This is a genomic window from Aeromicrobium sp. Root236, assembly GCF_001428805.1.
In the GTDB taxonomy this organism is placed as follows: Bacteria; Actinomycetota; Actinomycetes; order Propionibacteriales; family Nocardioidaceae; genus Aeromicrobium.
This window is the reverse complement of record NZ_LMIS01000001.1, coordinates 480,639-506,486: the sequence shown is the minus strand read 5'-3', so window position 1 is coordinate 506,486 and position 25,848 is coordinate 480,639. Positions and strand designations below refer to the sequence as shown.

The 25,848-nt window shown below is 68.4% G+C and carries 27 protein-coding genes; 6 read left to right on the top strand and 21 right to left on the bottom strand.

Annotation, left to right across the window (positions count from 1 at the left end; genetic code table 11):
* The first annotated feature begins 24 nt into the window (after nucleotides 1-24).
* From ASE12_RS02535 to ASE12_RS02525, 3 genes are all read left to right on the top strand, one after another.
* The gene (locus ASE12_RS02535) at nucleotides 25-1,563 is read left to right on the top strand and encodes a M28 family peptidase (RefSeq protein WP_056396538.1); all 1,539 of its coding nucleotides are present in this window, start codon (nucleotides 25-27) and stop codon (nucleotides 1,561-1,563) included.
* A 103-nt stretch (nucleotides 1,564-1,666) separates the two neighbouring features.
* Nucleotides 1,667-2,095 carry a PLD nuclease N-terminal domain-containing protein gene (locus ASE12_RS02530; protein ID WP_200954949.1) on the top strand — a complete coding sequence of 143 codons (429 nt, stop codon included), beginning with the start codon at nucleotides 1,667-1,669 and terminating at the stop codon, nucleotides 2,093-2,095.
* Nucleotides 2,096-2,122: 27 nt separating this feature from the next.
* Nucleotides 2,123-3,028: a 5'-3' exonuclease gene (locus ASE12_RS02525; RefSeq protein WP_056396536.1), complete on the top strand. Its 906-nt coding sequence runs from the start codon at nucleotides 2,123-2,125 to the stop codon at nucleotides 3,026-3,028.
* A 61-nt stretch (nucleotides 3,029-3,089) separates the two neighbouring features.
* Here ASE12_RS02525 and ASE12_RS02520 read toward each other — a convergent pair whose 3' ends face one another.
* From ASE12_RS02520 to ASE12_RS02445, 16 genes are all read right to left on the bottom strand, one after another.
* Nucleotides 3,090-5,816: an RNA helicase gene (locus ASE12_RS02520; RefSeq protein ID WP_056396533.1), complete on the bottom strand. Its 2,727-nt coding sequence runs from the start codon at nucleotides 5,814-5,816 to the stop codon at nucleotides 3,090-3,092.
* A gap of 35 nt (nucleotides 5,817-5,851) precedes the next feature.
* Nucleotides 5,852-6,730: a diacylglycerol kinase gene (locus ASE12_RS02515; protein ID WP_056396530.1), complete on the bottom strand. Its 879-nt coding sequence runs from the start codon at nucleotides 6,728-6,730 to the stop codon at nucleotides 5,852-5,854.
* A gap of 16 nt (nucleotides 6,731-6,746) precedes the next feature.
* Nucleotides 6,747-7,532, bottom strand: a complete 786-nt coding sequence (tatC, locus tag ASE12_RS02510; RefSeq protein ID WP_056396527.1) for a twin-arginine translocase subunit TatC — start codon at nucleotides 7,530-7,532, stop codon at nucleotides 6,747-6,749.
* A 45-nt stretch (nucleotides 7,533-7,577) separates the two neighbouring features.
* On the bottom strand, nucleotides 7,578-7,805 hold the full coding sequence (tatA, locus tag ASE12_RS20475) for a Sec-independent protein translocase subunit TatA (RefSeq protein WP_056396524.1): 228 nt from the start codon (nucleotides 7,803-7,805) through the stop codon (nucleotides 7,578-7,580).
* Nucleotides 7,806-7,826: 21 nt separating this feature from the next.
* Nucleotides 7,827-8,783: a YafY family protein gene (locus tag ASE12_RS02500; RefSeq protein ID WP_056396523.1), complete on the bottom strand. Its 957-nt coding sequence runs from the start codon at nucleotides 8,781-8,783 to the stop codon at nucleotides 7,827-7,829.
* Complete coding sequence (locus tag ASE12_RS02495; RefSeq protein WP_056396521.1) at nucleotides 8,780-9,751, bottom strand: YafY family protein; 972 nt, start codon at nucleotides 9,749-9,751, stop codon at nucleotides 8,780-8,782. The genes ASE12_RS02500 and ASE12_RS02495 overlap by 4 nt, the downstream gene beginning before the upstream one ends.
* Nucleotides 9,752-9,763: 12 nt before the next feature.
* Nucleotides 9,764-10,684, bottom strand: a complete 921-nt coding sequence (locus ASE12_RS02490; protein WP_056396518.1) for an FKBP-type peptidyl-prolyl cis-trans isomerase — start codon at nucleotides 10,682-10,684, stop codon at nucleotides 9,764-9,766.
* 69 nt (nucleotides 10,685-10,753) lie between these two features.
* Nucleotides 10,754-12,115 carry a Pup--protein ligase gene (gene pafA, locus ASE12_RS02485; RefSeq protein WP_056396516.1) on the bottom strand — a complete coding sequence of 454 codons (1,362 nt, stop codon included), beginning with the start codon at nucleotides 12,113-12,115 and terminating at the stop codon, nucleotides 10,754-10,756.
* A gap of 61 nt (nucleotides 12,116-12,176) precedes the next feature.
* Nucleotides 12,177-12,800: a DedA family protein gene (locus ASE12_RS02480; protein ID WP_056396514.1), complete on the bottom strand. Its 624-nt coding sequence runs from the start codon at nucleotides 12,798-12,800 to the stop codon at nucleotides 12,177-12,179.
* The gene (locus ASE12_RS02475; protein ID WP_162255460.1) at nucleotides 12,794-13,537 is read right to left on the bottom strand and encodes a phosphatase PAP2 family protein; all 744 of its coding nucleotides are present in this window, start codon (nucleotides 13,535-13,537) and stop codon (nucleotides 12,794-12,796) included. The genes ASE12_RS02480 and ASE12_RS02475 overlap by 7 nt, the downstream gene beginning before the upstream one ends.
* A gap of 258 nt (nucleotides 13,538-13,795) precedes the next feature.
* Nucleotides 13,796-14,491, bottom strand: coding sequence for a proteasome subunit alpha (gene prcA / locus ASE12_RS02470; RefSeq protein WP_056396506.1), 696 nt, complete (start codon nucleotides 14,489-14,491; stop codon nucleotides 13,796-13,798).
* Nucleotides 14,492-14,504: 13 nt separating this feature from the next.
* Entirely contained in the window at nucleotides 14,505-15,320 is an 816-nt protein-coding gene (gene prcB, locus ASE12_RS02465) for a proteasome subunit beta (protein ID WP_056404470.1), read from the bottom strand.
* The gene (locus tag ASE12_RS02460) at nucleotides 15,320-15,514 is read right to left on the bottom strand and encodes a ubiquitin-like protein Pup (RefSeq protein ID WP_056396504.1); all 195 of its coding nucleotides are present in this window, start codon (nucleotides 15,512-15,514) and stop codon (nucleotides 15,320-15,322) included. Before ASE12_RS02460 ends, prcB begins: the two co-directional genes overlap by 1 nt.
* A 182-nt stretch (nucleotides 15,515-15,696) precedes the next feature.
* Complete coding sequence (locus ASE12_RS02455; RefSeq protein ID WP_056396500.1) at nucleotides 15,697-16,470, bottom strand: lytic transglycosylase domain-containing protein; 774 nt, start codon at nucleotides 16,468-16,470, stop codon at nucleotides 15,697-15,699.
* A gap of 4 nt (nucleotides 16,471-16,474) precedes the next feature.
* Entirely contained in the window at nucleotides 16,475-17,977 is a 1,503-nt protein-coding gene (gene dop / locus ASE12_RS02450) for a depupylase/deamidase Dop (RefSeq protein ID WP_056396497.1), read from the bottom strand.
* A gap of 4 nt (nucleotides 17,978-17,981) precedes the next feature.
* Nucleotides 17,982-18,596 carry a TetR/AcrR family transcriptional regulator gene (locus ASE12_RS02445; protein ID WP_056396494.1) on the bottom strand — a complete coding sequence of 205 codons (615 nt, stop codon included), beginning with the start codon at nucleotides 18,594-18,596 and terminating at the stop codon, nucleotides 17,982-17,984.
* 58 nt (nucleotides 18,597-18,654) lie between these two features.
* On the opposite strand from ASE12_RS02445, the gene ASE12_RS02440 reads away from it, so the two are divergent.
* The gene (locus ASE12_RS02440; RefSeq protein ID WP_056396492.1) at nucleotides 18,655-19,572 is read left to right on the top strand and encodes a DMT family transporter; all 918 of its coding nucleotides are present in this window, start codon (nucleotides 18,655-18,657) and stop codon (nucleotides 19,570-19,572) included.
* Here ASE12_RS02440 and ASE12_RS02435 read toward each other — a convergent pair.
* From ASE12_RS02435 to ASE12_RS02420, 4 genes are all read right to left on the bottom strand, one after another.
* On the bottom strand, nucleotides 19,567-20,073 hold the full coding sequence (locus ASE12_RS02435; protein ID WP_235508826.1) for a GNAT family N-acetyltransferase: 507 nt from the start codon (nucleotides 20,071-20,073) through the stop codon (nucleotides 19,567-19,569). The genes ASE12_RS02440 and ASE12_RS02435 overlap by 6 nt on opposite strands.
* A 5-nt stretch (nucleotides 20,074-20,078) precedes the next feature.
* Nucleotides 20,079-21,803 carry a proteasome ATPase gene (gene arc, locus ASE12_RS02430; protein ID WP_056396488.1) on the bottom strand — a complete coding sequence of 575 codons (1,725 nt, stop codon included), beginning with the start codon at nucleotides 21,801-21,803 and terminating at the stop codon, nucleotides 20,079-20,081.
* Between the two features lie 106 nt (nucleotides 21,804-21,909).
* A complete protein-coding gene (locus ASE12_RS02425; protein ID WP_056396486.1) occupies nucleotides 21,910-22,800 on the bottom strand; it encodes a tRNA (adenine-N1)-methyltransferase in 891 nt (296 codons plus the stop codon).
* A complete protein-coding gene (locus ASE12_RS02420) occupies nucleotides 22,797-23,726 on the bottom strand; it encodes a site-2 protease family protein (protein ID WP_056396483.1) in 930 nt (309 codons plus the stop codon). Before ASE12_RS02420 ends, ASE12_RS02425 begins: the two co-directional genes overlap by 4 nt.
* 65 nt (nucleotides 23,727-23,791) lie before the next feature.
* On the opposite strand from ASE12_RS02420, the gene ASE12_RS02415 reads away from it, so the two are divergent.
* Both ASE12_RS02415 and ASE12_RS02410 read left to right on the top strand, forming a co-directional pair.
* Nucleotides 23,792-24,637: a PD-(D/E)XK nuclease family protein gene (locus ASE12_RS02415; RefSeq protein ID WP_056396480.1), complete on the top strand. Its 846-nt coding sequence runs from the start codon at nucleotides 23,792-23,794 to the stop codon at nucleotides 24,635-24,637.
* A 20-nt stretch (nucleotides 24,638-24,657) separates the two neighbouring features.
* Complete coding sequence (locus tag ASE12_RS02410; protein WP_056396477.1) at nucleotides 24,658-25,128, top strand: hypothetical protein; 471 nt, start codon at nucleotides 24,658-24,660, stop codon at nucleotides 25,126-25,128.
* On the opposite strand, the gene ASE12_RS02405 is transcribed toward ASE12_RS02410, so the two are convergent.
* Entirely contained in the window at nucleotides 25,125-25,766 is a 642-nt protein-coding gene (locus ASE12_RS02405) for an HAD family phosphatase (RefSeq protein WP_056396473.1), read from the bottom strand. The genes ASE12_RS02410 and ASE12_RS02405 overlap by 4 nt on opposite strands.
* Between the last annotated feature and the right edge of the window lie 82 nt (nucleotides 25,767-25,848).

Below are 25,848 nucleotides of genomic sequence, written 5' to 3'. Positions count from 1 at the left end.
AACTCACGATCGGGGGATCAACAGATGCGCAGACTCTTGCCATCCATCGCTGCCGTCACCATGACGGCAAGCCTTCTCGTCGCGGGTCCGGCCACAGCCACAAGCCATACGCCGAGACCTGTCGACACCAGCAAGCTCACCAAGGCCGTCACGGTCAGTGGCATCGTCCAGCACCTGCGACAGCTGCAGGTCATCGCCAACCGCAACGAGGGCACGCGGGCATCAGGCCTGCCGGGTCACACGGAGTCGGCTGACTACGTCGCCAAGAAGCTCAAGCAGGCCGGCTACACGGTCAAGCGGCAGAAGTTCACCTTTCCGTTCACCCGCGAGCTGGAGCCCGCCACGCTGACCCAGCTCACGCCGACCGAGCGCGAGGTCGAGACGCACACGATGGACTACTCCGGAACAGGCGACGTGACCGGGCCGGTCATCCCGACCAACGACGTCATGATTCCGCCCGCGGCCGAGCCGAGCAGCACCTCTGGTTGCGAGGCCTCCGACTTCGCTCCCGCACCGGCCGAGCCGGCGATCGCCCTGATCCAGCGGGGCACGTGCACGTTCGGCGAGAAGGCGGTCAACGCCGCCGCGGCCGGCTATGACGCCGTCATCATGTTCAACGAAGGTCAGCCGGGCCGTGACGAGCTGCTGACCGGCACGCTCGGCGATCCCGTCGGCATTCCCGTCGTCGGCGTCTCGTACGAGGACGGCGCAGCACTTGCCGCGGACGGCGTGACCGCGAGGGTGACGACCAAGACCGAGACCGATCTCAACCGCGAGACCGAGAACGTGATCGCCGACCTGCCGGCGAAGGCTCTGAAGCACACCAACACCGACCAGGTCGTCGTGGTGGGCGCGCACCTCGACAGCGTGGCCGCAGGACCGGGCATCAACGACAACGGGTCGGGCTCGGCGACGATCCTCGAGATCGCCGAGCAGATGTCGGCGCTCAAGCTCACCAAGAAGCTCGAACGCCCCGTGCGCTTCGCGTTCTGGGGTGCCGAGGAGGCCGGCCTGCTGGGCTCGGAGCACTACGTGACATCGCTGTCCGACTCCCAGCTGTCGAAGATCTACGCCAACCTCAACTTCGACATGCTCGGCTCGCCCAACTACGTCCGCTTCGTCTACGACGGTGACGGCTCGGCGGGCGGCGACGCCGGCCCGGCTGGATCCGACGCGATCGAGCGGATCTTCACCGACTACTTCGGTGCGAAGGGCCTCGCGTCCGAGCCGACAGACTTCGACGGCCGGTCCGACTACGGACCGTTCATCGAGGCCGGCATCCCTGCCGGCGGCCTGTTCAGCGGTGCTGAGGGCATCAAGACGCCCGAGGAGGCCGCCGTCTACGGCGGTGCCGCCGGTGAGCCGTACGACGCCTGCTATCACGCAGCCTGCGACGACATCTCCAACCTCAACACGACCGCGTTGCAGGAGCTCGGCGACGCCGCAGCCCACGCGACGGCCGTGCTGACGATGTCGAAGACCGGGCTGTTCCCGGACGGCAGCCTCAAGGGCAAGGCGAGCAAGTCCAAGGTTCCGGCGCGGGAGCCCCAGCTCGTACGCTGAGCCGCTCGACGATCGGCGCCATCACCTGATCGGGTGGTGGCGCCGATCTGTGCATTCCGCCCCGCCGCGCGGGTCGTGGCTGCCATGATGTGGCGACTGACGAATGGGAGACGACGACGTGCTGCTGATGGACGGAGCGCTTGGCCTGGTCATCCTGGGCCTGTGGATCTTCTGCCTGCTCGACGTCATCTCGACCGACGAGTACGCCTGCCGCAACCTGAGCAAGGTCTGGTGGCTCATCCTCGTGCTGTTCTTCCCGCTCGTCGGCTCGATCGCCTGGCTCGTTGCCGGGCGACCCGAGAGCAGTCCGACGGCGTCGATGCCCTACAAGGGCAACCACGGTCACCCCTCGTTCCCCGAGTACGACCGTCCCGGGCGCGCCGTCGCGACCAACCCCGAGGACGACGAGGCGTTCCTGCGCAGCCTGCGGGAGCGCGCGGAGGAACAGCGTCGGGCCTACCGGGAGACGCAGCGCGAGCTCACCGAGAAGCAACGGCGCGAGCTCGAAGAGGGCGACAGCACCGCCGGCTGAGCGTCGCATCGCACTAGGCTCGGCTGCATGGCACACGGTCGACTGCTGCTCCTCGACAGCGCGAGTCTGTACTTCCGGGCGTTCTTCGGCGTCCCCGACTCCCTGAAGTCCCCCGACGGGACGGTTGTCAACGCCCTGCGCGGCATCCTCGACTTCACGTCGACGTTGACGACCCAGTACAAGCCCGAGGCGGTCGTCGCCTGCTGGGACGACGACTGGCGGCCGCAGTGGCGTGTCGACCTGATCCCGTCCTACAAGACGCAGCGCCTCGACGAGGCGGGTGGCGAGGCCGACACGACCGGCGGCTTGCTCGGCCCGCAGGTGCCTCTGATCGCCGAGGCGTTCGCCCTGCTGGGCATCCCCGTCGTCGGCGCACCCGACGCCGAGGCCGACGACATCATCGGCACGTTCGCGTCGACCTGGGACGGACCTGTCGACATCGTGACCGGCGACCGCGACCTGTTCCAGCTCGTCGACGACGACCGCGGCGTACGCGTCCTCTACGTCGCCCGAGGGGTGTCCAAGCACGACGTCGTCGACAACGCGTGGATCCGCGCGAAGTACGGCATCGATGCCTCGCAGTACGTCGACTTCGCGGTGATGCGGGGGGATGCGTCCGACGGCCTCCCGGGTGTCGCCGGCATCGGCGACAAGACCGCTGCCGTGCTGCTCAAGGAGTTCGGCGACATCGACGGCATCCTCGCCGCGGCGCAGGACCGCTGGTCGTCGATCAAGCCGCGCGTACGCCAGTCGCTGCTCGACTCGGGCGACTACATCGCCGCCGCGCGCACGGTCGTCGCGGTCAAGCGGGACGCGTGCGACTTCGAGGTGCTGACGGCGCCCGTCCAGGAGGAGGCATTCCGGGCGTTCGGCGAGACCTGGGGCCTCGGTGGCGCCACCGACAGGGCCCTGGCGGCCCTCGCCAAGGAGTAACCAGCAGTAGGTCCTTGAGCTTGTCGAAAGGACGTCTTTCGACAAGCTCAAGGAGCCGGACTCAGCTCGTCACGCTGGTGTAGGCGACGACGCCGCGGCGGAGCAGGTCGAGCGACTCGCGAGCGGTGTCCCGCAGCGGCCCCGGGCCCGCCGCATCGGCGACCTGGGCCACGACGTCGATGAGCTGTTTCATGGCCCGCACGAAGTCACCCGCCGCGAGGTCCATCTGGCTCAGCACGTCATCGAGCGACGCGCCCATGCTCCACTGCCAGACCGCGTGCGCGAACCCGAAGTCGGGCTGGTGCAGGAACCTCACCCGGTGCTCGCGCTCCAGCTGCTGCAGGTCGGTGCACAGCTTGGTCATGGTGTCGGCGACCGTGCGCACCGTCTCGGTCGGGTAGCGCGGGGCGGGCGCCTCGTCGGCGTTGCGCGACTCGAACGTCAGACCGCTCACCACGGCAGCCAGGTCGGCTGCTTCGAGGCCGTCCCACACGCTGCTGCGCAGGCACTCGCTGACGAGCAGGTCGAGCTCACTGTAGAGCCGCTGGAGCCGCTTGCCGTCGGGGGTGACCTGATCGCCGTCGAGATAGCCGAGCACGTCGAGGACCTCGCACACGCGGTCGAACTGGCGCGCCACGGTGTTGGTCCGTGACTCGATGCGACCGCGCTGGTTGGCGGTGTCACGCTCGAGCTTGAAGTAGCGCTCGGCCCATCGGGCGTGCTTCTCGCGGTCGGGGCAGCTGTGGCACGGATGGTTGCGCAGCTTGTCGCGGATCGAGGCGATGCGCGGGTCCTCGCGCGAGATGTTCTCGCGGTACGGCTTGTCCTGGCGCCACGCTACGCCCTCCGCCCGGTTGCGCAGCTGCGACGCCAGGTCGCGCCGCGACTGCGGGTTGCGGGCGTTGAACGACTTGGGGATGCGCATCGTCGTGATGGGCGCCACCGGGGTGTTGAAGTCCACCATCGCCAGCCGACGGGCGTGCCGGTTGGCGGTCAGCACCATCGGGCGCGGACCGTCGGTGTCGGTCGTACGACCCGGGTCGAGCACGACGGCGATGCCGGCCCAACGGCCGACCGGGACGTTGATGACGTCACCGGGCTTGAGCTTGACGAGCGACTCGACGACGTCCTGCCGGTCGGCGGCCCTGCGTGCCTTGGAGCCGGAGGCCTCGATGTCGCTGAGCTCGCGACGCAGCGCGGCGTACTCCATGAAGTCGCCCTTGTCGCACTCCACCTGCTCGCGATAACCCTCGAGCGCCTCGTCGGCCCTGCGGATCTGCGTGGCGAGCCCGACCACGGCTCGATCGGCCTGGAACTGCGCGAACGACTGCTCGAGCAGCTCGCGGGCGATCGTGCGTCCGACCTGGCCCACCAGGTTGACCGCCATGTTGTAGGACGGCTGGAACGACGAGTTGAGCGGGTACGTTCGCGTGCTGGCGAGGCCGGCGACCTGCTTGGGATCGAGCCCCGGCTGCCAGAGCACGACACCGTGCCCCTCGACGTCGATGCCACGGCGACCGGCGCGACCCGTCAGCTGGGTGTACTCCCCCGGCGTGATGTTGGCGTGGGTCTCGCCGTTCCACTTCGACAGCTTCTCGATGACGACCGAGCGTGCCGGCATGTTGATGCCGAGCGCCAACGTCTCGGTGGCGAAGATGATCTTGACCAGACCGTCGCTGAACAGCAGCTCGACGCACTCCTTGAAGGTCGGCAGCATGCCCGCGTGGTGCGAGGCGATGCCGCGCACGAGCGCGTCGCGGAACTCGTAGTAGCCCAGCACGTGGAGGTCGTCCTCCGGCAGGTGCGAGCACGTGGCGTCGACCAGGGCGCCGATCTCGGCCTGCTCCTCCGGCGTCGTCAGGGTCAGCCGCGCGTCGAGGCACTGCTTGACCGCCGCGTCGCACCCGACCCGGCTGAAGATGAAGCAGATCGCGGGCAGGAGGCCTTCGGCGTCGAGCCGCTCGACGACCTCGACGCGACTCGCCGTGCGGTGCCGACTGCGCGGCCGCTTGCCACCCTTGCCGGGCCGGCCCTTGTGCATCCGGGTGAACTGCCAGTCGTCGCGCGCGATGCGGGTCAACGCCTGGTTGACCTCGACGCCCTGGTCGTCGGCGCTCGACTCGAACAGAGGGAACATCTTGCGGCCGACGAGCACGTGCTGGTGCAGCGGCACGGGACGGCGTTCCTCGACGATCGTCACGGTGTCGCCGCGCACCTCGGTGAGCCAGTCGCCGAACTCCTCGGCGTTGGACACCGTCGCCGACAGCGAGATCACCGACACCGACTCCGGCAGGTGGATGATGACTTCCTCCCACACCGCGCCACGCATGCGGTCGGCGAGGTAGTGCACCTCGTCCATCACGACGTAGCCGAGCGTGTCGAGCGTGCGCGACCCGGCGTAGAGCATGTTGCGCAGCACCTCGGTCGTCATGACGACGACGGGGGCCTCGCCGTTGATCGTGTTGTCGCCGGTCAGCAGGCCGACGTTCTCGGCTCCGTGGCGGGCGACCAGGTCGGCGTACTTCTGGTTGGACAGCGCCTTGATCGGTGTCGTGTAGAAGCACTTGCGGCCGGTCTCGAGGGCGACGTGCACTGCGAACTCGCCGACGATCGTCTTACCGGAGCCGGTCGGCGCCGCGACGAGCACGCCGTGGCCGTCCTCGACGACCTTGCACGCCTCGACCTGGAAGTCGTCGAGCTCGAAGGCGTAGTGGCCGCGGAACGCAGCCAGGTGCGGATAGGCCCGGGCGGCGCGGGAATGGGCGTACTTCTCGGCCGGCGTGGTCATACCTCCAGCCTACGCGCGAACGGGTGATCCACCCGTCACGGCGCGGGTGGCGCGAACACCCGCAACGCCGCAGGCTGCACGGTCGTCGTCATGGGCAACGGACCGAGGCGTTCACCGTCCCCGTACGCCACGATGCCGGGCGACGACAGGGTCACCTCGCGGACCAGGTGACGCTCGAACTCGGGCATCGTGATGTGCGTGCCCTTGTAGAGCTTGGGGAACACGCGGATGAGCTTGCCCTTGCTGACCGGGTTGATCACGACGACGTCGAGGAGCCCGTCGTCCATTAAGGCGCCCTCGCAGATGCGGATGCCGCCGCCGAACGAGGGGCCGTTGCCGACCGCCACGAGCATTGCCTCGCGCTCGATCGTCCGGCCGTCGAGCGTCAGGGTGAACGCCAGCGGCTCGAACTTGCGCAGCTCGGCGAGGATCGCGATGTTGTAGCGCATGTTGCCGCGCGGCCAGGTCATCGCGTTGGCCCGCTCGTTGACCTTGGAGTCGAAGCCCGACGCGATCACGGTCGCGACGTACGCCTCGCCGGTGCGCGCGAGGTCGACCGTACGCACGTGGCCCGCGACGATCAGGTCGACCGCTGCGTCGACGTCCTTCACGGGGATGCCGAGGGAGCGTGCGGTGTCGTTGCCCGTGCCCGCGGGGATCAGGCCGAAGGCCAGGTCGGAGTCGGCCACGTGGTCGAGCACTCCGTGCAGCGCTCCGTCTCCCCCGACGACGATGACCCCGTCGAGGCCGCTGTCGATGGCCTGCTTGAGCTGGTCGCGCGCGGTCGAGGCGTCCTCACCCTGGATGCGGGTCGTGACGTGTCCCGCGTGGCCCAGGCGTTCGGCAGCCTGCGCGGCGATCGCTTCACCACGGCGTTTGCCGGAGGTCGGGTTGACGACGAGCGCATAGTGCATGCGAGCAGCGTAGAGGCTAGTCCTCGTCCAGAGGTGAGACCTCGTCGTCGGCGAGCTCCTCGGGCCGGGTCTTGGCCCGCTTGCGGTCCGTGAGCTTCGCGATGACCTCGGAGATGAGGTAGAGGATCGTCATGGGGGCGGCGAGGAACAGCATCGTCAACGGGTCGGTGCTCGGCGTCGCGACCGCCGCGAAGATGAAGATGCCGATGATCGTCCACGGCCGGGCGCGCGAGAGCTGGCTGGCGCTGACCAGCCCGAGCCGGTTGAGCATCACGACGACCAGCGGAATCTCGGCGGCGACGCCGAAGACCAGGACCGTGCGTATGACGAAGTTGAGGTAGTCCTCGAGGGACAGCAGCACGTCGACGGACGAGGGGGCGAAGCTGATGAGGACCTGGATCCCCTTGGGCAGCACGAGGTAGCCGACCACGATGCCGCCGGCGAACAGTGGCGCGCCGGTGGCCGTCAGCAGGAACGCCCAGCGCTTCTCGTTGCGGTGCAGGGCCGGGAGGATGAATCCCCAGATCTGACCGATCCAGACCGGGCTCGAGATGACCAGCCCGATGCTCAGCGCGAGCTTGAGCCGGAAGCTGAAGGCGCTCCCGACCCCGCCGTTCAGGACGAGGTCGGCCTTGAACCCCTTGCGCTCGAGGAGCGGTTGGATGCCGTCGACGTAGGGCTGCTTGAGGAAGTCGAAGGCCTGCGGATAGATGATCCAGCCGACGATGGTGCCCACCAGGATGGAGAGCACCGCGATGATGAGTCGTCGGCGCAGCTCACGGAGATGGCCGACCAGCGGCATGGTGCCACCGGGTGGGGTGGCACTGCCGCGCCGAAGCGCCAAGCGTCAGGCCTGTTCGGGCTTCTTGTCCGGCTCGGTCGTCTGCACCGTCTCGAGCGACGCCGGCTTGATCTCGTCGTCATCGTCGTCGTGCAGGGCCTTGACCTCGGTCTTGAAGATGCGAAGCGCCTTGCCTGATCCGCGCGCGAGCTCTGGCAGCTTCTTGCCGCCGAACAGCAGCAGCACGACTCCGAGCACGATGAGGATCTCAGTGGGGCCGATCTGGCGGAACATGGCTACTCCTAGATGAGCGATTCACTGCTCATCGTACGCGCGAAGCGCAAGAGCAGCTTGCTCGGACACGTCTTGGGCAAGTTCGAGTGGCTCGATCACGGTGACCGAGCCGGCGTTGCGCAGCACGAGGCGCCGCAGCCAGGCCCAGTCGGCGCCGTAGAGCTTGGCCCGCCAGACACCGTCGGCGTTCTGCTCCAACAGGTCGACCTGGTAGTACTCGGTCAGCCAGTGGGCGCGCGGATGCAGGTCGACGAGGGCGTAGGGGGTCTCCTCTCCGACGGTGAAGATGCCGTCGGACAGGTCGCGCTCCTGGACGTCGTGGTCCTCGGCGTCGACGTCCGTGACCTGCGCGTCGATGACGCGGTCGAGGCGGAAGAACCGCAGGTCCTGCGCCCTCAGGCACCAGGCCTCGAGGTAGAGCTTGCCCTGCTCGGTGAACAGTCGCCGGGGGTCGACGGCGCGTACGGACTGCTCGTCGCGGGCGACCGTCGCGTAGGTCAGCTGGAGGCGCTTGCCGTTGGCCAGGCCGTGCACGATCGCGGTGTGGATCGCCGGGTCGACCTGGTCGACCACGACGTCGACGGGCGCCGAGGCGCTGTCGCCGACCGCACTCTCGAGCTTGGCCAGCGCGCTGTCGATCACCGTGAGCTCCGATCCGCTCGCCGAGGCGCGCAGCGTGCGGAGCGCGACGATCAGGGCCACGCCCTCGCGCGCACTGATGCGCAGCGGGCGGGTCATGAACTCGGCGTCGCGGATGTGCACGACGCCGTCCTCCTCCAGGGCCGTGAGGTCGAAGTCGATGAGCTCGCCGGCGTACTCCCCCGTGCCCGTGTACATCAGCAGGCGCAGGTCGTCGCGGATGACCCTGGGGCTGACGCCGAACTCGGCGGCCACCTCGTTGACCGGGATGCCGTCGTTGCCCTGCAGGTAGGGCACCAACGCCAACATCCGGACCACCTGCTGGCGCGATCTGCTCATGCGCCCACCTCGAGGCTGCCCCGTGCCGCAGCCTTGAGCCGCTCGATCACGGCGTCACGTACGTCCGGGGGTGACACGACGACGACGTCCGGGCCGTAGGACGCCACCTCGGAGGCGAGCTCCCACCGCGACGAGTAGCGGATCTCCACCTCGTCGAGGTCCTCGCTCAGCGGGGTGACCTTCTCGGCAAGGCGGCGCAACGACTGCCCGCGACCGGTGCGGATCCGCAGGACCGCCGCGACGTCGGAGGCGGGCGGGAACAGCTCGCGGGCGATGTCCTTCATGTCGACGTCCTCGGGCACCTCGTAGGACCCCGGTGCACCGATCGTCTCGACCTCACCGACCACGCGCGACAGGCGGAAGATGCGGACCTCGTCGCGATCGAGGTCGAATCCGCCGACGTACCAGCGGTCGTGCCACGAGATGATGCCCCAGGGTTGCAGGTGACGCTCCATGGGCTCACGACCAGGACGGGCGTAGACGAACGAGATCGGGATGCGCCGGGTCACCGCCTCCCACATGCTGTCGAACGACGGCTCGTCGGTCGACAGCTTGGGCTCGGCCATGCGCAGGACGCTCGTGTCGACATCGACGCCGATGGCCTTGAGCTTGACCAGTGCCGTCGTCGACTCGCTCGCCAGGCCGGCATGCTCCCAGACCTGTGTCGCGAGCCCGATGACCGCAGCCTCCTCGCGGGTCAGCTCGAGATCGGGCAGCTCCGCCTCGTCCCGGCGGATGCGGTAGCCGGGCTCGTCGTTGAAGTACTTGTCGTTCTGGCCCATCTCGACAGTGATGCCGAGCTCGCGCAGCTCCTCCTTGTCGCGCTCGAACTTGCGGTCGAACGCCTGAGGCGTCGAGTCGCGGTAGTCGGCGATCGACTCGCGAATCTGGTCCTTCGTGAGGTACTGGCGACTGACCAGCAACGCGAAGATGAGGTTCATCAACCTCTCGGTCTTGCGTTCGGCCATGTCAGGAGGATGTCAGGAAGCGTCGAGCAAGTCGACCGCGAAGATCAGCGTGTCGCCCTTGCCGATCTTGCTGCCCGCCGGCGGCTTGTCACCGTAGGCCTTGTCAGCCGGGCAGACGATGACGACACGGCTGCCGACCTTCTGGCCGATGAGCGTGTCGTTCCAGCACTTGATGAGGCCGTCGCCGCCGATCTGGAAGGAGGTGGGCTGCTTGGACCACGACTCGTCGAAGACGGTTCCGGTCGGGTAGACCTGGCCGACGTACTGGACCGTCAGGGTCTGGCCGGACTTGACCTCGGGGCCTTTGCCCTGGATCACGACGTCGGTGCTCTCCTTGGTCTTCTTCTTGTCCATCGTCTTGGTCTTGGTGAAGCTGACCGGGTGCTTGTTGGCGTCGAGCTTGAGCTGCGGAAGGTCGGAGGGCAGCTTCTTGCTGGTGCCGGTCACCTCGTCAGGGATCTTGGCGACGAGGTCGAAGAGGAACACCATGGTGTCGCCCTTCTTGATGTTGTAGGACGGCTGTCCCGCGTCGCCGAAGCCTTCCTTGGGCGGGATCGCGACGAGGATGCGGCTGCCGATCTTCTGGCCGACGAGTCCCTTGACGAATCCGGGCAGCATGCCGTCGGACACCGTGAACGTGACGGGCTTGCCGGTCGCGTACGTGCTGTCGAACTGCTTGCCGGTCGTGCCGTTGACGCCGGCCAGGCTGATCTTGAGCGAGTCGCCCGAGGCGACCTTCTCGCCGCCGCCCTTCTTGAGGACGCGGGTCTCGGTCTTGGTGACCTTGAAACCTTTGTCGACCGTGACCTTGGGAGTCTTGGCCGAGCTGACCTTGACGTCGTCGAGTCCTCCCCCGCCGGAGTCGCTGCTGCCGCCGCATCCAGCGAGAACGAGGCTGGTGGCAGCGACAGTTGCCAGGAGAATACGACGCACGGGAACGACCTTCGCGGTGGGAAAACAGATCGTCGGTCATCCTAACGACAACGGACAAGCCGTCGGTCGTCACATCCCGTCGATCAACCTCTGCACGCGTTCGTCATGGGACCGGAACGGGTCCTTGCACAAGACGGTGCGCTGGGCCTGGTCGTTGAGCTTGAGATGGACCCAGTCGACCGTGAAGTCACGGCGCCGTTCCTGGGCCCGTTTGATGAAGTCCCCACGCAGCCGCGCACGCGTGGTCTGCGGCGGAATGGACTTGGCCGCGAACACGTCGAGGTCGTTGGTCACGCGGGCGACGGCGCCCTTCTTCTCGAGCAGGTAGAAGATGCCGCGGTCCCGGCGGATGTCGTGATAGGCGAGGTCGAGCTGCGCGATGCGCGGGTCGCCCCAGCTCAGCCCGTGCACGCTGCGGTAGCGGTCGAGGAGCTTGTACTTGATGACCCAGTCGACCTCGCGCTCGACGAGCGACAGGTCCTCGGACTCGACGGCCTTGAGCGTACGTTCCCAGAGATCGAGCGCCCGGGTGATCGTCGGCGTGTGCAGCCCGTGCTTGTCGACGAACTCGGCGGCCTTGCCGAAGTACTCGGCCTGGATCTCCAGCGCCGAGAGCTCGCGGCCGTTGGCCAGCTGCACCTTGCGGCGACCGGTCATGTCGTGGGCGATCTCGCGGATCGCGCGGATCGGGTTGTCCAGTGTCATGTCGCGCATCGACACGCCGCCCTCGATCATGCGGAGCACCAGGTCGGTGGTCGCGACCTTGAGGAGCGTCGTGGTCTCGCTCATGTTGGAGTCACCGACGATGACGTGCAGGCGGCGGAACCGCTCGGCGTCGGCATGCGGCTCGTCACGGGTGTTGATGATGGGCCGCGAGCGGGTCGTGGCGCTGGAGACGCCCTCCCAGATGTGTTCGGCGCGTTGGCTGACCGAGAAGATCGTGCCGCGCGGGGTCTGCTGGATCTTGCCGGCGCCACAGATGATCTGGCGGGACACCAGGAACGGGATGAGGACGTCGGCCAGGCGGCTGAACTCGCCCTGCCGGCTGACGAGGTAGTTCTCGTGGCACCCGTAGGAGTTGCCGGCCGAGTCGGTGTTGTTCTTGAACAGGTAGATGTCGCCTTCGACACCGTCGTCCGCCAGGCGCTTCTGGGCGTCGATCATGAGGCCCTCGAGGATCCGCTCCCCTGCCCGGTCGTGGGTGACCAGGTCGACGAGGTCGTCGCACTCCGGTGTGGCGTACTCCGGGTGGCTGCCGACGTCGAGGTAGAGCCGGGCGCCGTTGCGCAGGAACACGTTGCTGCTGCGGCCCCACGAGACGACGCGGCGGAACAGGTAGCGGGCGACCTCGTCCGGCGACAACCGGCGCTGGCCCTTGAAGGAGCACGTGACGCCGTACTCGTTCTCGATACCGAAGATCCGCCGGTCCATGGCTTCAGCCTAGTCGCGCGCGCCAGTCGGTGTGGTGCGGCGCGCGAACGTCATCGACTTGTCATCGCACGCAGGTCGGCTCGGGCAGTCGCTCGTCGAGCAGCTCCAGGCTGCTGGGATCGGCCGGCAAGGTCGGGCGCCGGCGCTTGCGTACGACCCTGACCACGATCGCGGCGAGCACCACGCCTGCCACCACGGCCACGACGAGGGGTGTGTTGTCGAGCAGTCCGCTGGCGGCGAGACCGGCGCCTGCGCCGACCCAGACGGTCGACCAGACGGCGGCCCCCAGCACCGACGCCAGGGCAAACCGCGGGTAGCGCAGGTGAGCCGCACCCGCGACCGCCGGCATGACCGTGCGGACGAACGGCAGCAGCCGGCTGACCAGGATCGCCCAGAACCCGTGGGCCTGCATGAGCTCCGAGGCCCGGTCCCAACGGTCCGGACCGAGCCGGGCGATCAACCGCGAGCCACGCAGCCGGGGCCCGCTGACCCGCCCGATGACGTAGCCCAGGTGATCTCCGGCACTGGCGCCCAGTGCGACGGCGATGCCGAGGAACAGCAGCGGCACGACACCGTCGACGTTCGTGGCAAGGCTGGAGATCGCCACCTCGCCGGGCAGCACCGCACCGAGACCGAGGCCCGACTCCGCGAGCGCGAGGACGAATCCCAGCAGCAAGGTCACCATGAGGGCGTCGGCTCGGCCGGTTGCGGCGAGGATCCGACGGACAGCCTGGTCGCAATGGCGATGCCGATCCCGACCACAGCGGCACCGGCCATCGCGTCGAGCAGCCAGTGGTTGCCGGTCGCGACGACCACGAGTGTCGTGCCCGCGACGTAGAGCAGTGAGAGCACGTGCCCCGTGCGCTTGACGTAGCGCCACATGGCCCACGCGACCCAGACGGTCCAGCCGACGTGCAGCGACGGCATCGCGGCGAGCTCGTTGGTGAGACCGCCCAGGCCGGCGGGAGCCGAGGCGTGACCCGACCACCAGCCGTAGGAGGCCGACTGGGCCAGCGTGTCGACGTAGCCACCCATGAGGCGCGGCGGCGCCGTGGGGATCAGGACGTACGCGGCCAGCCCGATCGCCGAGCCGATGACGAGACCGTTGCGGGCCCGGCGATAGTCGCTGCGGTGCTTCCAGAAGATGAAGGCCAGCACGGCAGGCGTCACGAGGTAGTGCAGCGAGGCGTACCAGAACGACATCGGCACCGCGATCGACGGCACCGCCGAGAGGGCCGAGTTGACCGACGACTCGAGGTCGAGGTGCAGGAACCGCTCCACGTCCAGGATGTCGGCGGCGCGCCGGCGCGCCACGCCCAAGTCCTTGTCGGCGAGCATCCGGCTGGCGCTGTAGCCGAACCAGAGCGCCGCGAGCAGCAGGACCTCGCGCACTCCCGGATGGATGCGCAGGCGACTTCGCACCGCAGGACTTCGTTCCGCCGCGCCGCTCTGACGAGTGGGGTGCGGGGTCGTGAACGGTGAGTGCCAGGCGGTGATGGACATCGTCGGGCCTCAGTCGGCTTCGAGCATCGTCGAGGCGGTCATGAAGGGCTCCAGGATTATGCGGATAGTGTCTCCACTTATCCTATCCACAACCGGAGTCTGGTTTCCACTTCGACTCAGGTGACCTGGGTCACCTCGCTCGAAGCCCCAGCGGGAGGCGCGCGGCGCGCCTGCCGATCAGCTCTCGAGCGCCGCCGCGACGTCGGCGTCCTGGAGCCGGCGGAACTTGCGGGGCTGGGTGCGAGAACGCGTCAGCACGGCGATCTCCAGGGCAGAGGCCTCCACCGAACGAGGTGGCGTGGTGTCCTGGCCGAGTGCCGTGACCGCGACGCGGATCGCCTCGGCCAGGGACAGGCCGGGACGGTAGTGCTCACCGAGATAGGTCTCCACCAGCTCGCTCTGTCCGCCCATCACGCCATATCCCTGCACGTCGGCAACCGAGCCGTCGTACATCAGGCGGTAGACCTGATCCTGCGACGGCTCGTCACCGAGCTCACCGACGAAGATCTCGACCTCGTAGGGCTTCTCGCCTCCGGCGGAGAAGATCGTGCCGAGCGTCTGGGCGTACGCGTTGGCGAGCCCGCGAGCCGTGACGTCACGCCGGTCGTAGGAGTAGCCGCGCAGGTCGGCGAGGCGTACGCCGGCGATGCGGAGGTTCTCGAACTCGTTGTAACGCCCGACCGCGGCGAAGCCGATGCGGTCGTAGATCTCGCTGATCTTGTGCAGTGCCTGGGACGGGTTCTCCGCGACGAACAGGATGCCGTCGTCGTAGTGGACCACTGCGACGCTGCGGCCGCGGGAGATGCCCTTGCGGGCGAAGTCAGCCCGGTCCTTCATCAGCTGCTCGGGCGAGACGTAGAACGGTTGCGTCATCGGGTCGGTCCTCTCACGTCAGGGGGGCCGAGGGGCCGTCGGGACGGCCCATGCGGGCAGCGATGACCTGGTCGGCGATCGCTGCCGTCTCGTCCTCGGAATAGGCGCGGTAGCCGTTGGCCGTGATCGCACCGACCATCGGGAAGATGCGACGCGCGAGGTCGGGGCCGCCGGTGGCCGTGTCGTCGTCGGCGGCGTCGTAGAGCGCCTGGATCGCGGCGGTCACGGCGTCGGTCTCGCTCATGCCCTCGCTGTAGAGCTTCTTGAGCGAACCGCGGGCGAACGTGGAGCCCGAACCGACGGAGTGGAACGCCCGCTCCTCGTTGCGGTTGCCGGTGACGTCGAACGCGAAGATGCGGCCGACGCCGGCGTCGAGGTCGTACGCGGCGAACAGCGGGACGACGGCGAGGCCCTGCATCGCCATGCCGAGGTTGTTGCGGATCAGCGCGGCGAGGCGGTTGGCCTTGCCGTCGGTCGACAGCACCGTGCCCTCGATCTTCTCGTAGTGCTCGAGCTCGACCTGGAACAGCCGGGTCATCTCGACGGCAAGCCCGGCGGTGCCGGCGATGCCGACGCAGGAGTACTCGTCGGTCGGGAAGACCTTCTGGATGTCGCGCTGGGCGATGACGTTGCCCATCGTGGCGCGGCGGTCACCGGCCATCACGACACCGCCGTCGAACGTGGCGGCCACGATCGTCGTGCCGTGGGTGACGCCGGCGAGGCTGCCGGCCTCGGTCACCCGGGCAGACGGCAGCAGCTCGGGAGCTCTGACGGAGAGGTAGTCGGCGAAGGACGAGGTTTCGGACAGTCGAGTGCCGTCAGGCAGCATCACTGCCCGCCCTTCTGCACGAAGCTGCGGACGAACTCCTCGGCGTTCTCCTCGAGCACGTCGTCGATCTCGTCGAGGATCGAGTCGACGTCGTCGTCGAGCTTCTCCTTGCGCTCGGCGTCGACCTCGGTGGTGTCGACCTGCGCCTCGGGCTCGCTCGCCTTGCGGGTGCTCTTGTGCTGCTGTTCGGACATGTCACAACCCTATCCCGGTGAGGCCAGACGCGGAGTGACCTCGCCGTTTCGCATGCGCGGCAGGTTAGGTGTCGGCGTGTCGGGTACGGGACGCACGGACGCCTGGTTGAGCAGACAGCCACGGCGTCAGCGGGCGGGGACCGAGCACCATTCCAGGAGACGGCCCCCGCCCGCCTCCAACCTCAGCGCTTGACGTACGAGTTGGCGCGCGCGACGACGTTGCGTACGTACTCCTCGGAGTGGTTGTACGAGAAGATCGCCTGGGTCCAGCCCTCACTCGTACGCAGGTCCCTGCCGGAGGCGCAGAGATAGCGTCCGGCCGCGTAGGCGGCGTCGATGATGTTGTTGGGATCGGCCGTGCCGTCGTCGTTGCCGTCGGAGCCCCACCTGCGCCACGTCGACGGGATGAACTGCATCGGCCCGACGGCGTGGTCCCACTCGGTGTCACCGTGCCACCGCTCGGACTGCTTGTCAGAGGGGATGCGACCCGTGCCCGACGTTCCGTCGAGGGCCGGGCCGACGATCGGCCGGGTCGTCGTGCCGTCGGCGCGCACCCGGCTGCCACCGTTGGTGCCGTGGCCCGACTCGATCGCGCCGATGCCGGCCAGCGTCGTCCAGCCGACGTGGCAGGCCGGCTGCTCACGCCCCAGGCGCACGGACGCCAGCGCGTACGCCTCGAGCGCCACCGTGCCGATGCCGGTCTGGCGTGACGTCGTGGAGAGCCAGGGGCCCGCGATCCGCTCCCCCGACGGCTCCGGCGTCGGGGCAACCGGCTCGGAGACGGGCCTGACCGGCGTCATCGTCGTCGTGGGCGTCGGCTGCGCCCGCTGTGGGGTGTCAGACGGTGACTTGGCGAGCAGGGCGGCCGACACCACGAGGCCGGCGACTCCGCACACGGCCGCGAGGCCGATCATCGCGGTGATGCGTCGCTCCCGACGTGCTGACTGGTCCGACACTGCGTTATCGACCCGTGATCGCGGCAAACAGCTCGCTGGCGGTGTTGCTGGTCTCGAACAGCCGCCCGACGTGCTCGGCGGTCCCGCGCAGCGGTTCCATCGTCGGGATGCGTTGCAGGGAGTCCTGGCCGGGCAGGTCGAAGATCACCGAGTCCCATGACGCAGCCGCGATGTCCTTGGAGAACTTCGCGAGACACATGCCGCGAAAGTAGGCGCGGGTGTCGCGGGGCGGGTCGGTGACGGCGGCGGCGATCTGGTCCTCGGTCAGCAACCGGTCCATGCGATCGGTGCGGATGAGCTGGTGATAGAGCCCCTTGTGCAGCCGGATGTCGTGGTACTGGACGTCGACCAGGTGCAGCTTGGCGTGGTCCCAGTCGAGGTGGTCGCGTTCGCGGTAGCGCTCGAGCAGGGCGAGCTTGGCGACCCAGTCGAGCTCGCGTACGCACTCCATCGGGTCGCGGGCGAGGCGGTCCAGCACGCTCTCCCAGCGGCGCAGGACGTCGTCGGTCTGCTCGTCGGAACCCTCGCGGGCCACGAACTCCTTGGCGAGGCGGAGGTACTCCCCCTGCAGCTCCAGCGCCGTGACGGTGCGGCCGTCCTCGAGCTCGACCTTCTGCGTCAGCGTCGGGTCGTACGAGATGTCGTGCAGCGCCGTGACCGGGGCCGACAGGGCGAGGCTGCGGGTCAGGAACCCCGCCTCGATCATCGCGAGGACGATCGACGTCGTGCCGTGCTTGAGGTAGATCGCCGTCTCGGAGCAGTTGGCGTCTCCGATGATGACGTGCAGCCGGCGATACTTCTTGGGATCGGCGTGCGGCTCGTCGCGGGTGTTGATGATGGGGCGCTTGAGCGTCGTCTCCAGACCGACGCCGACCTCGAAGTAGTCGGCGCGCTGGCTGATCTGGAACGCGTGGACGCTGCCGTCCTGCTTCTGCCCGACGCGACCGGCACCCGTGAACACCTGGCGGGACACGAAGAACGGGGTGAGGTGCTCGACGATCTGGTCGAACGGCACGTCACGGCGCATGAGGTAGTTCTCGTGGGCACCGTAGGAGGCGCCCTTGTTGTCCACGTTGTTCTTGTAGAGCACGATCGGCGCGGTGCCCGGGATCTTGGCGGCGAGCTCGGCGCCGAGGCGCATGACGTTCTCGCCGGCCTTCTCCCACAGCACGACGTCGAGCGGGTTGGTGACCTCGGGGCTGGAGTACTCGGGGTGCGCGTGGTCGACGTAGAGGCGGGCGCCGTTGGTCAGGATGATGTTGGCGAGGCCCATGTCCTCGTCGGTGAGCTGCGAGGGGTCGGCGACCTCGCGGCTGAGGTCGAAGCCGCGCGCGTCCCGCAGCGGGTTCTCCTCCTCGAAGTCCCAGCGGGCCCTGCGGGTGAGGCCGTGCGCCGCCGCGTACGAGTTGACGACGTGGGTCGACGCGACCATCGGGTTGGCGTGCGGCTGTCCCTGCACCGCGATGCCGTACTCGACCTCGCTCCCCTGCACCCGCCGAACTGTCATGCGCTCAGCCTACGGTCCCCGCGTCTGCACCACGCGCGGTGACACCGTCGTCGACGAGTCTGCGGACCAGGGCGCGGGCATCTGCCATCGCCTCGGGCTGCGCCCCAGCCGTCAGCTGCACGATCGCGCCCTCGTGCACCAGGGCCACCTCGCGCCCACGCCGCGCAGCGTCCGGGACGCCCAGCTCGGTCAGCAGGCCGATGTAGTAGTCGCGCGTCCAGATCTTCTCCTCGGCGATGATCGGCAGGCCTTCGTGCCCGGTGCCGGCCAGCTCGGCGTACGCGTTGACGAATCCGCACCCTCGGGAGTTGACCGACATCCAGCTGTCGAGCGCGTCGAGCACCGCCAGGACCCGGTCGGGACCGGGCTGGGGAGCGTGCTCGTCCACGTATGCCGTCGCGTAGTCGTGCCACCGGTCGCAGCGTTGCCGCAGGTAGGCCGTGATGAGCCCGTCCTTGGACCCGAACCTGTCGTAGATCGTCTTCTTGGTCGTCTCCGCCTCTTCGGCGATGCGTTCCACGCCGACCGCTCGCAGGCCGTGCTCGTAGAACAGCCCGGCGGCGGTGTCCAGGATGCGGTGCGCCGTGGGCGTCATGGTCGGCTGCGTGACGGTCGTCATGGGAACTCCTTCGGGATCTACACTGCGAGTATACCGACCGGTATGTTTATGTGGCGTCATGTCTCCGGATCACCGCACCCGCGTCCTGCCGTCGATCGCCCTCGTCGTGCTCTGGAGCTCCGGCTTCATCGGCGCCGAGCTCGGTACGCGTCAGGCGCCGGCATCGACCCTGCTGGCCTGGCGCTATCTCGTCGCGGGGGCGATCCTCCTCGCCGTGTGCCTGTGGCGCCGCGAGCGCATCGATCGCTCCGGCATCCGCCGCCAGGTCGTCCTCGGGCTGCTGTGCCAGGCGGCCTACCTCGGCATGACGGTGAGCGGCGTCGGGCTGGGCGTGCCGTCGGGGACGACCGCGTTGGTCGCGTCGATGCAGCCGCTGGTGGTCATCGCGTTGGCTGCCGTCGTGCTCTCCGAGCGGGCACACGTCGCACAGCTGGTCGGGCTCGTCCTGGGCCTCGCCGGTGTGCTGCTGGTCGTCGGCGGTGACCTGCGGACGGGTGACGCGCCGTGGTGGGCGTACGTCCTGCCGTTCGTCGGGATGCTCTCGCTCTCGTCGGGCACGGTCCTGCAGCAGAGGTGGCGGCCCCAGGAGTCGGTGCTGGCCTGGATCACCGTCCAGACGATCACCGCCGCAGCGGCGTTCTGGCTGCTGGCGGTCGTCGAGGGGACGGCAGGCGCGCCCACTCCCCCGGCATTCTGGGTCGCGATCGCGTGGGTCGTCCTGCTGTCGAGCTTCGGCGGATACGGGACCTACCTGTTCGTCAGCCGTACGCAGGGCGCCACGCACGCGAGCACGCTGCTCTACCTGACCCCGCCGACCACGATGGTGTGGGCCGCGTTCATGTTCGGTGACCGGCTCTCGGTCGCCGGGCTGGCCGGCATGGGCGTCTCGGCCGTCGGCGTGGTGCTCGCCCTCAAGTACGCAGCCCGGCCGCGTCGCGTCGTGCCGCAGGAGTCACCCGTGCACGCGGACTCATGAACCGGTGTCGTCGAGCACCTTGCCGAGGTGCACGCTGAGCTCGTCGTCGGCGTAGTAGCCGAACGCGGGGATGTCGTCGTAGCCGGCCGAGCGGTACATCGCGATCGCCTCCGGCTGCTCGAGGCCGGTCTCGAGGATCAACCGGGTGATGCCGGCCTCGGCGGCGGTCCGCTCGAGCTCGGACAGGAGCAGGCGGGCCAGCCCACGCCGCTGGAACGCCGGGCGCACGTACATCCGCTTGATCTCGGCATCGCGCCACTCCGCGAGCGGCTCATGGCGGCGCCAACCACCCATGGCCGCCGGGACGTCGTCGACGTAGACCATGAAGAACCGGCCACCCTCGCCGTCGAACTCCGACGTGTCGACGGGTGCCGTGTCGCCCTCGCCGCCGTAGCGGCGTACGTACTCCTGCTGCACCTCGGCCGTGAGGAGCTGCGCGTCCGCGCTGTCGTAGGACGCGGCGCGCAGCTCCAGGCTCGCTGCAGGTGGTTCGACGGACAACGGCGTCAGAGGTACTGACCGGTGTTGGCCACCGTGTCGATCGACCGGCCCGGCTCGTTGCCGCTCTTGCCGGAGATGAGGGTGCGGATGAACACGATGCGCTCACCCTTCTTGCCCGAGATCCTCGCCCAGTCGTCGGGGTTGGTCGTGTTGGGCAGGTCCTCGTTCTCCTTGAACTCGTCGAGGCAGGCCTGCAGCAGGTGCTGCACCCGCAGGCCGCGCTGTCCGTGCTCGAGCAGGTCCTTGATCGCCATCTTCTTGGCCCGGTCGACGATGTTCTGGATCATCGCGCCGGAGTTGAAGTCCTTGAAGTAGAGGACTTCCTTGTCGCCGTTGGCGTAGGTGACCTCGAGGAACTGGTTGTCCTCGGACTCGGTGTACATACGCTCGACCGTGCGCTGGATCATGCCGCTGACGCAGGCCTGGCGGTCGCCACCCCACTCGGCGAGGTCGTCCGCGTGCAACGGCAGGCCGGCGGTGAGGTACTTGCTGAAGATGTCGGTCGCCGACTCCGCGTCGGGCCGCTCGATCTTGATCTTGACGTCGAGGCGGCCGGGTCGCAGGATCGCGGGGTCGATCATGTCCTCGCGGTTGGAGGCGCCGATGACCAGGACGTTCTCGAGTCCTTCGACGCCGTCGATCTCGCTCAGGAGCTGCGGGACGATCGTGTTCTCGACGTCGGAGGAGACGCCTGAGCCGCGGGTGCGGAACAGCGAGTCCATCTCGTCGAAGAACACGATGACGGGCGTGCCCTCGCTGGCCTTCTCACGAGCGCGCTGGAACACCAGGCGGATGTGCCGCTCGGTCTCGCCGACGTACTTGTTGAGCAGCTCGGGGCCCTTGATGTTGAGGAAGTAGGAACGTCCCTCCTCGCCCGTGCGCTCCGAGACCTTCTTGGCCAGCGATGCCGCGACCGCCTTGGCGATCATGGTCTTGCCGCAGCCGGGAGGGCCGTAGAGCAGCACGCCCTTGGGCGGCTTGAGCTCGTGCTCGATGAAGATCTCGGGGTGCAGGTAGGGCAGCTCGACGGCGTCGCGGATCGACTCGATCTGCTGGCGCAGGCCACCGATCGACTCGTAGTCGATGTCGGGCACCTCTTCGAGCACCAGGTCCTCGACCTCGCTCTTGGGGATGCGCTCGTAGACGTAGCCGGACCGGGAGTCGAGCAGCAGCGAGTCACCGGGGCGCAGCTTGATGCCCTCGAGCGACTCGGCGAGCCGCACGATGCGCTCCTCGTCGGCGTTGCCCATGACCAGCGCCCGCTCATTGTCGGCCAGGATCTCCTTGAGCGACACGACCTCGCCGACGAGCTCGAAGTCGAGCGCCGTGACGACGTTCATCGCCTCGTTGAGGATGACTTCCTGGCCCTTCTGCAGGGCGTCCTTGTCGACCGACGGGCTGACGTTGACGCGCAGCTTGCGGCCACCGGTGAACACGTCGACCGACTCGTCGTCGTTGCGCTGCAGGAACGTGCCGAAGCCCGTCGGCGGCTGGGCCAGCCGGTCGACCTCTTCCTTGAGCGTCACGATCTGGTCGCGGGCCTCACGCAGTGTCGACGTCAGGCGCTCGTTCTGCGAGCTGGTCGCGGCCAGCTTGGCCTCGAGCTCGGTGAGCCGCGAGTCGGTGGACCCCTCGGTGCCGAGCCGGCGCCTGAGGTGCTCGACCTCCGCGCGCAAGTAGGCGAGCTCCTGCTGTGATTCGCTCGACTGGATGGACTCGTTGTCGGTCATGGCCACCTCCTGCTCGTACCTCTGACCCTACCCGTCAACGCCACGTCTGCGGCTGTCATCTCAGACACAGGGAAAGTGTCTTTTGGATGACTTTGCGAGCGAGCCCCTATTCGGCGACGAAGCCGGCCGGCCGCGGCCCGTGGTAGTCGGGGCCGTACGCGCCCGGCGCGGGTCGTCGCGACTTCTCCAGCGACGTCTGTCCCGGCGCCATCTTGCGGGCTGTCACGAGGAACGCGGTGTGGCCGTTCATCTTGTGGTCGGGGCGGACCGCGAGGCCCTCGAGGTGCCAGTCACGCTCCAACGTCTCCCACGCACGCGGCTCGGTGAACCCGCCCTGCTCGCGCACGGTCTCGACGAAGCGCGAGAGCTGGGTCGTGGTCGCCACGTAGGCGCACAGGATGCCGCCGGGCACCAGGCGTTCGGCGGCGAGCGGGATGCACGTCCACGGGTCGACCATGTCGAGGATCAGCCGGTCGATCTCGGTCTCGCTGATGACCTCGCGCACATCGCCGACCGTGAGCGTCCAGCCCGGCGGGTTGGGGCCCGCGATCTGGTGCACGTTGCGCAGGACGTTCTCGGCGAAGTCCTCGCGGATCTCGTAGGAGCCGAGCGTGCCCTCGGGCCCGATCGCGCGAAGGAGGTAGGACGTCAGGCTGCCCGACCCGGCTCCGGCCTCGACGACGCGGGCGCCGGGATAGATGTCGGCCTGCGCGACGATCTGCGCGGCGTCCTTGGGGTAGATGATCGCGGCGCCTCGCGGCATCGACACGACGTACTCGAACAGCAGCGGGCGGAACACCTGGTAGGGCGCACCCATCGACGACTCGATGACGATGCCCTCGGGGTGGCCGATCATGTCGTCGTGACTGATCTGGCCCTTCTTGGTGGAGAACGCCGTGCCGGCTTCGAGCTGCACGTTGTGCTTGCGGCCCTTGGGGTCGGTCAGGCGTACCCACTCCCCGGGCTCGAGGGGTCCGCTGCGCATGAAGGAGGTCATCGTCGTCCTGCTCTGTAGGCCTCGTCGACGGCTCGGGCAGTGAGCACGCCGTAGATCGTCCCGTCGGCCTCGACCAGTGCGTACGCCTCGGCGGGGCGCGCGGCCATGGCCTTGAGCAGGTCCGCCCCGTGGAGGTCGACGGAGAGCTGTTCGGCGTGGGGCGGCGGTGTCGCACCTTCGAACCCGATCGTCCGGGCGTCAAGGGAGTTGATGCGGGCTGAGCGGCCGGCGTGGCTGAGGGCGTCGCCGGCGCCCTGCCAGAGGACCCAGCCGACGACCACGGCGATCACGAGATCGATCTCGAAGCTCGGCTCGTCGTGGCGGGTGATGACGTACGCGACCAGGGCGACTGCCGTGACGCGACCGATCCACGCGGCGACGCGGATGCCGGTCTCCTCGTTGCCGGTGACCTGCCAGATGATGGCGCGGAACACGCGGCCGCCGTCGAGGGGCAGGCCCGGCAGCATGTTGAAGAGCGCGACGAGGATGTTGACCTGGGCCACGGCGTACACGACGTCGGCCGTGGTGCCACTGAGTGCCGGCTCGACGGCGAAGCAGGCGAGGCCGACGGCGAAGGACGACAGCGGCCCGGCGATCGAGACCGCCAGCTCCTGCGACGGCCTGCGGCTCTCGCCCTCGATCAGCGTCTCGCCGCCGAGGAGCTGCAGCGTGACGGAGTGGACGCGCATGCGAAATCCACGGGCGACCGCGACGTGGGCGAGCTCATGGATCAGCACCGACACGTAGAGCGCCACCACGAACGCAGCAGCGAGCACGTACGGGTTGGAGTCGGTGCGATCGTCGAACCGCGGCGCGAAGACGAAGATGAGCAAACCGCCCATGAGCAGCAGCGACGGGCGGATCAGCACGTCGACGCCGGCGAGGCGTCCGAGGCGCCAGGTGCCGGGGTGCTGGGGTGAGCTCACCGAGACAACCTATCGGGTCGCGTGGCGTGATTCGATTCGTCGGTGGGCCGAACTAGTGTGCTGGCATGGACGACTCCGACACCCCGCTGACCGTGCGCCGGTCGCTGTCGCCGAGCCGTGCCGGCGACTTCCAGAACTGCCCCTTGCTCTACAGGTTCCGCACGATCGATCGACTGCCGGAGCCCGCCGACCCGGTCATGGTCCGGGGCACGTTGGTGCATGCCGTGCTCGAGGATCTCTTCGGCGAGCCCGCCCCCGGCCGTACGCTCGACCGCGCCGTCGAGCTGTTGCCCGGCGAGTGGGACAAGCTGCGCGCCGAGGAGCCCAGGCTGGCCGAGCTGTTCACCGCCGAGCAGGCTGCCGACGAGACGGCGTGGCTGGCGTCGGCCGTCGACCTGCTGCGCACCTACTTCGGCATGGAGGACCCGCGCTGGCTCGAGCCCGCGTCGCGCGAGGAGCGGGTCGGCTACGAGCTGGAGTCCGGTGTGACGTTCGGCGGCATCGTCGACCGCATCGACATCGCACCCGATGGCCGCATCAGGGTGGTGGACTACAAGACGGGACGCGGGCCCAATCCTCGCTTCGAGGACAAGGCGATGTTCCAGATGCGGTTCTACGCGCTGGTCATCTGGCGCACCCGTGGCGTGATCCCGACCCTGCTGCAGCTCATGTACTTCGGCGACGGGACGTTCCTGACCTACGAGCCCCAGGAGCACGAGCTGCTGGCGACCGAGCGCAAGCTCGTGGCGCTGTGGGACGCCATTGAGCGGGCCATCGAGCTCCGCGACTTCCCGCCGCGCAAGAGCGGGCTCTGCGGCTGGTGCGCGCACAAGGCACTGTGCCCCGAGTTCGGCGGCACTCCCCCGGAGATGCCGTTGTTCGAGATCGTGAACGTGCCCCAGGCGTCCTGATCTCCCACTACCGTTTGGCCATGACAACTCCCCTGGCCGATGTCCTTGCCGCTGTCCCGACCCTCAACGATCCGGGCGAGCCGTTCTCATTCGCTGCGGAGGGCGACACCATCGTCGGCACGTGGGACATCGTCAAGGCCACGTCGCTCTATCCCGACGAGATCACGTCGATCGACAAGGACTACCGCATCACGGTGTCCTTCGACGTCGACAAGGGCACGTTCGACTTCAACGAGCTGCACACCGAGACTGCCGGATCGGTCGACGCCGACGGGGCCGGTTTCGAGAAGAGCTTCTTCTCGGGCAAGAGCACGCGCAAGGAGTTCAGCTTCGAGCTCGGCGGCGTCAACAAGACCGACGACGGTGTGTCGATGGCGCCCGTGACCTACTCCTTCTCGACCAAGCGCATCAAGGAGCCGCTGTTCACCTACCTCGAGCAGCACGGCTGGCACCGCAAGAAGGGCTTCCTGAGCGGCCTGTTCAACCGCTAGACGAACAGCGGGTCGAGATCGTCCGGCTTGATGCCCTCGAGGGTCGGGATCTGGACTCTGCGCGCAGCCTCGTCGACGTTGACGAAGTGCGGCACCACGAGCACGTCGCAGCCCGCGGCATTGGCCGAGGCCGCGCCGGTGCCGGAGTCCTCGATCGCGAGGCAGTCCTCGGGGTCGACGCCCAGCAGCTCTGCCGCCAGGAGGTACGGATCGGCGTACGGCTTGGGCCGCGAGACGATGTCGCCGGTCACCACGGCCTTGAACGGCAGCGACGCGGCGACCGGCTCGGCGATGGGCGCGTACGACATCGTGACGAGCGCCTGCGGGACACCGGCCGAGTCGAGCGCCTCGATCAGGTCTCGGGCTCCGGGCCGCCAGTCGATGTGCTCGGACAGCGCCGTCGCGAGCTGGTTGACGAGGTAGTCGACCACCTCCTCGGCGGTCATCTCGAGCTCGAGCTTCTCGCGGATGTAGTGCCCCGACTTGATCAACGAGTTGCCGACCAGTGCGAGCCCGTCCTCCTCGGTCCAGATCTTGCCGTGCTCAGCGGCCAAGGCGTGCTCGGCGGCCATCCAGAGCGGCTCGGTGTCGGCGATGGTGCCGTCGAGATCCCACAGGACGGCTGCGTATTGAGTCACCCGACCACCGTAGAACAGGCCGATCGTCGAGGATCGCGCGCGTCCGGCGGCTCGAGCGCGGGCGTCGGTCGAACCTCGTCCG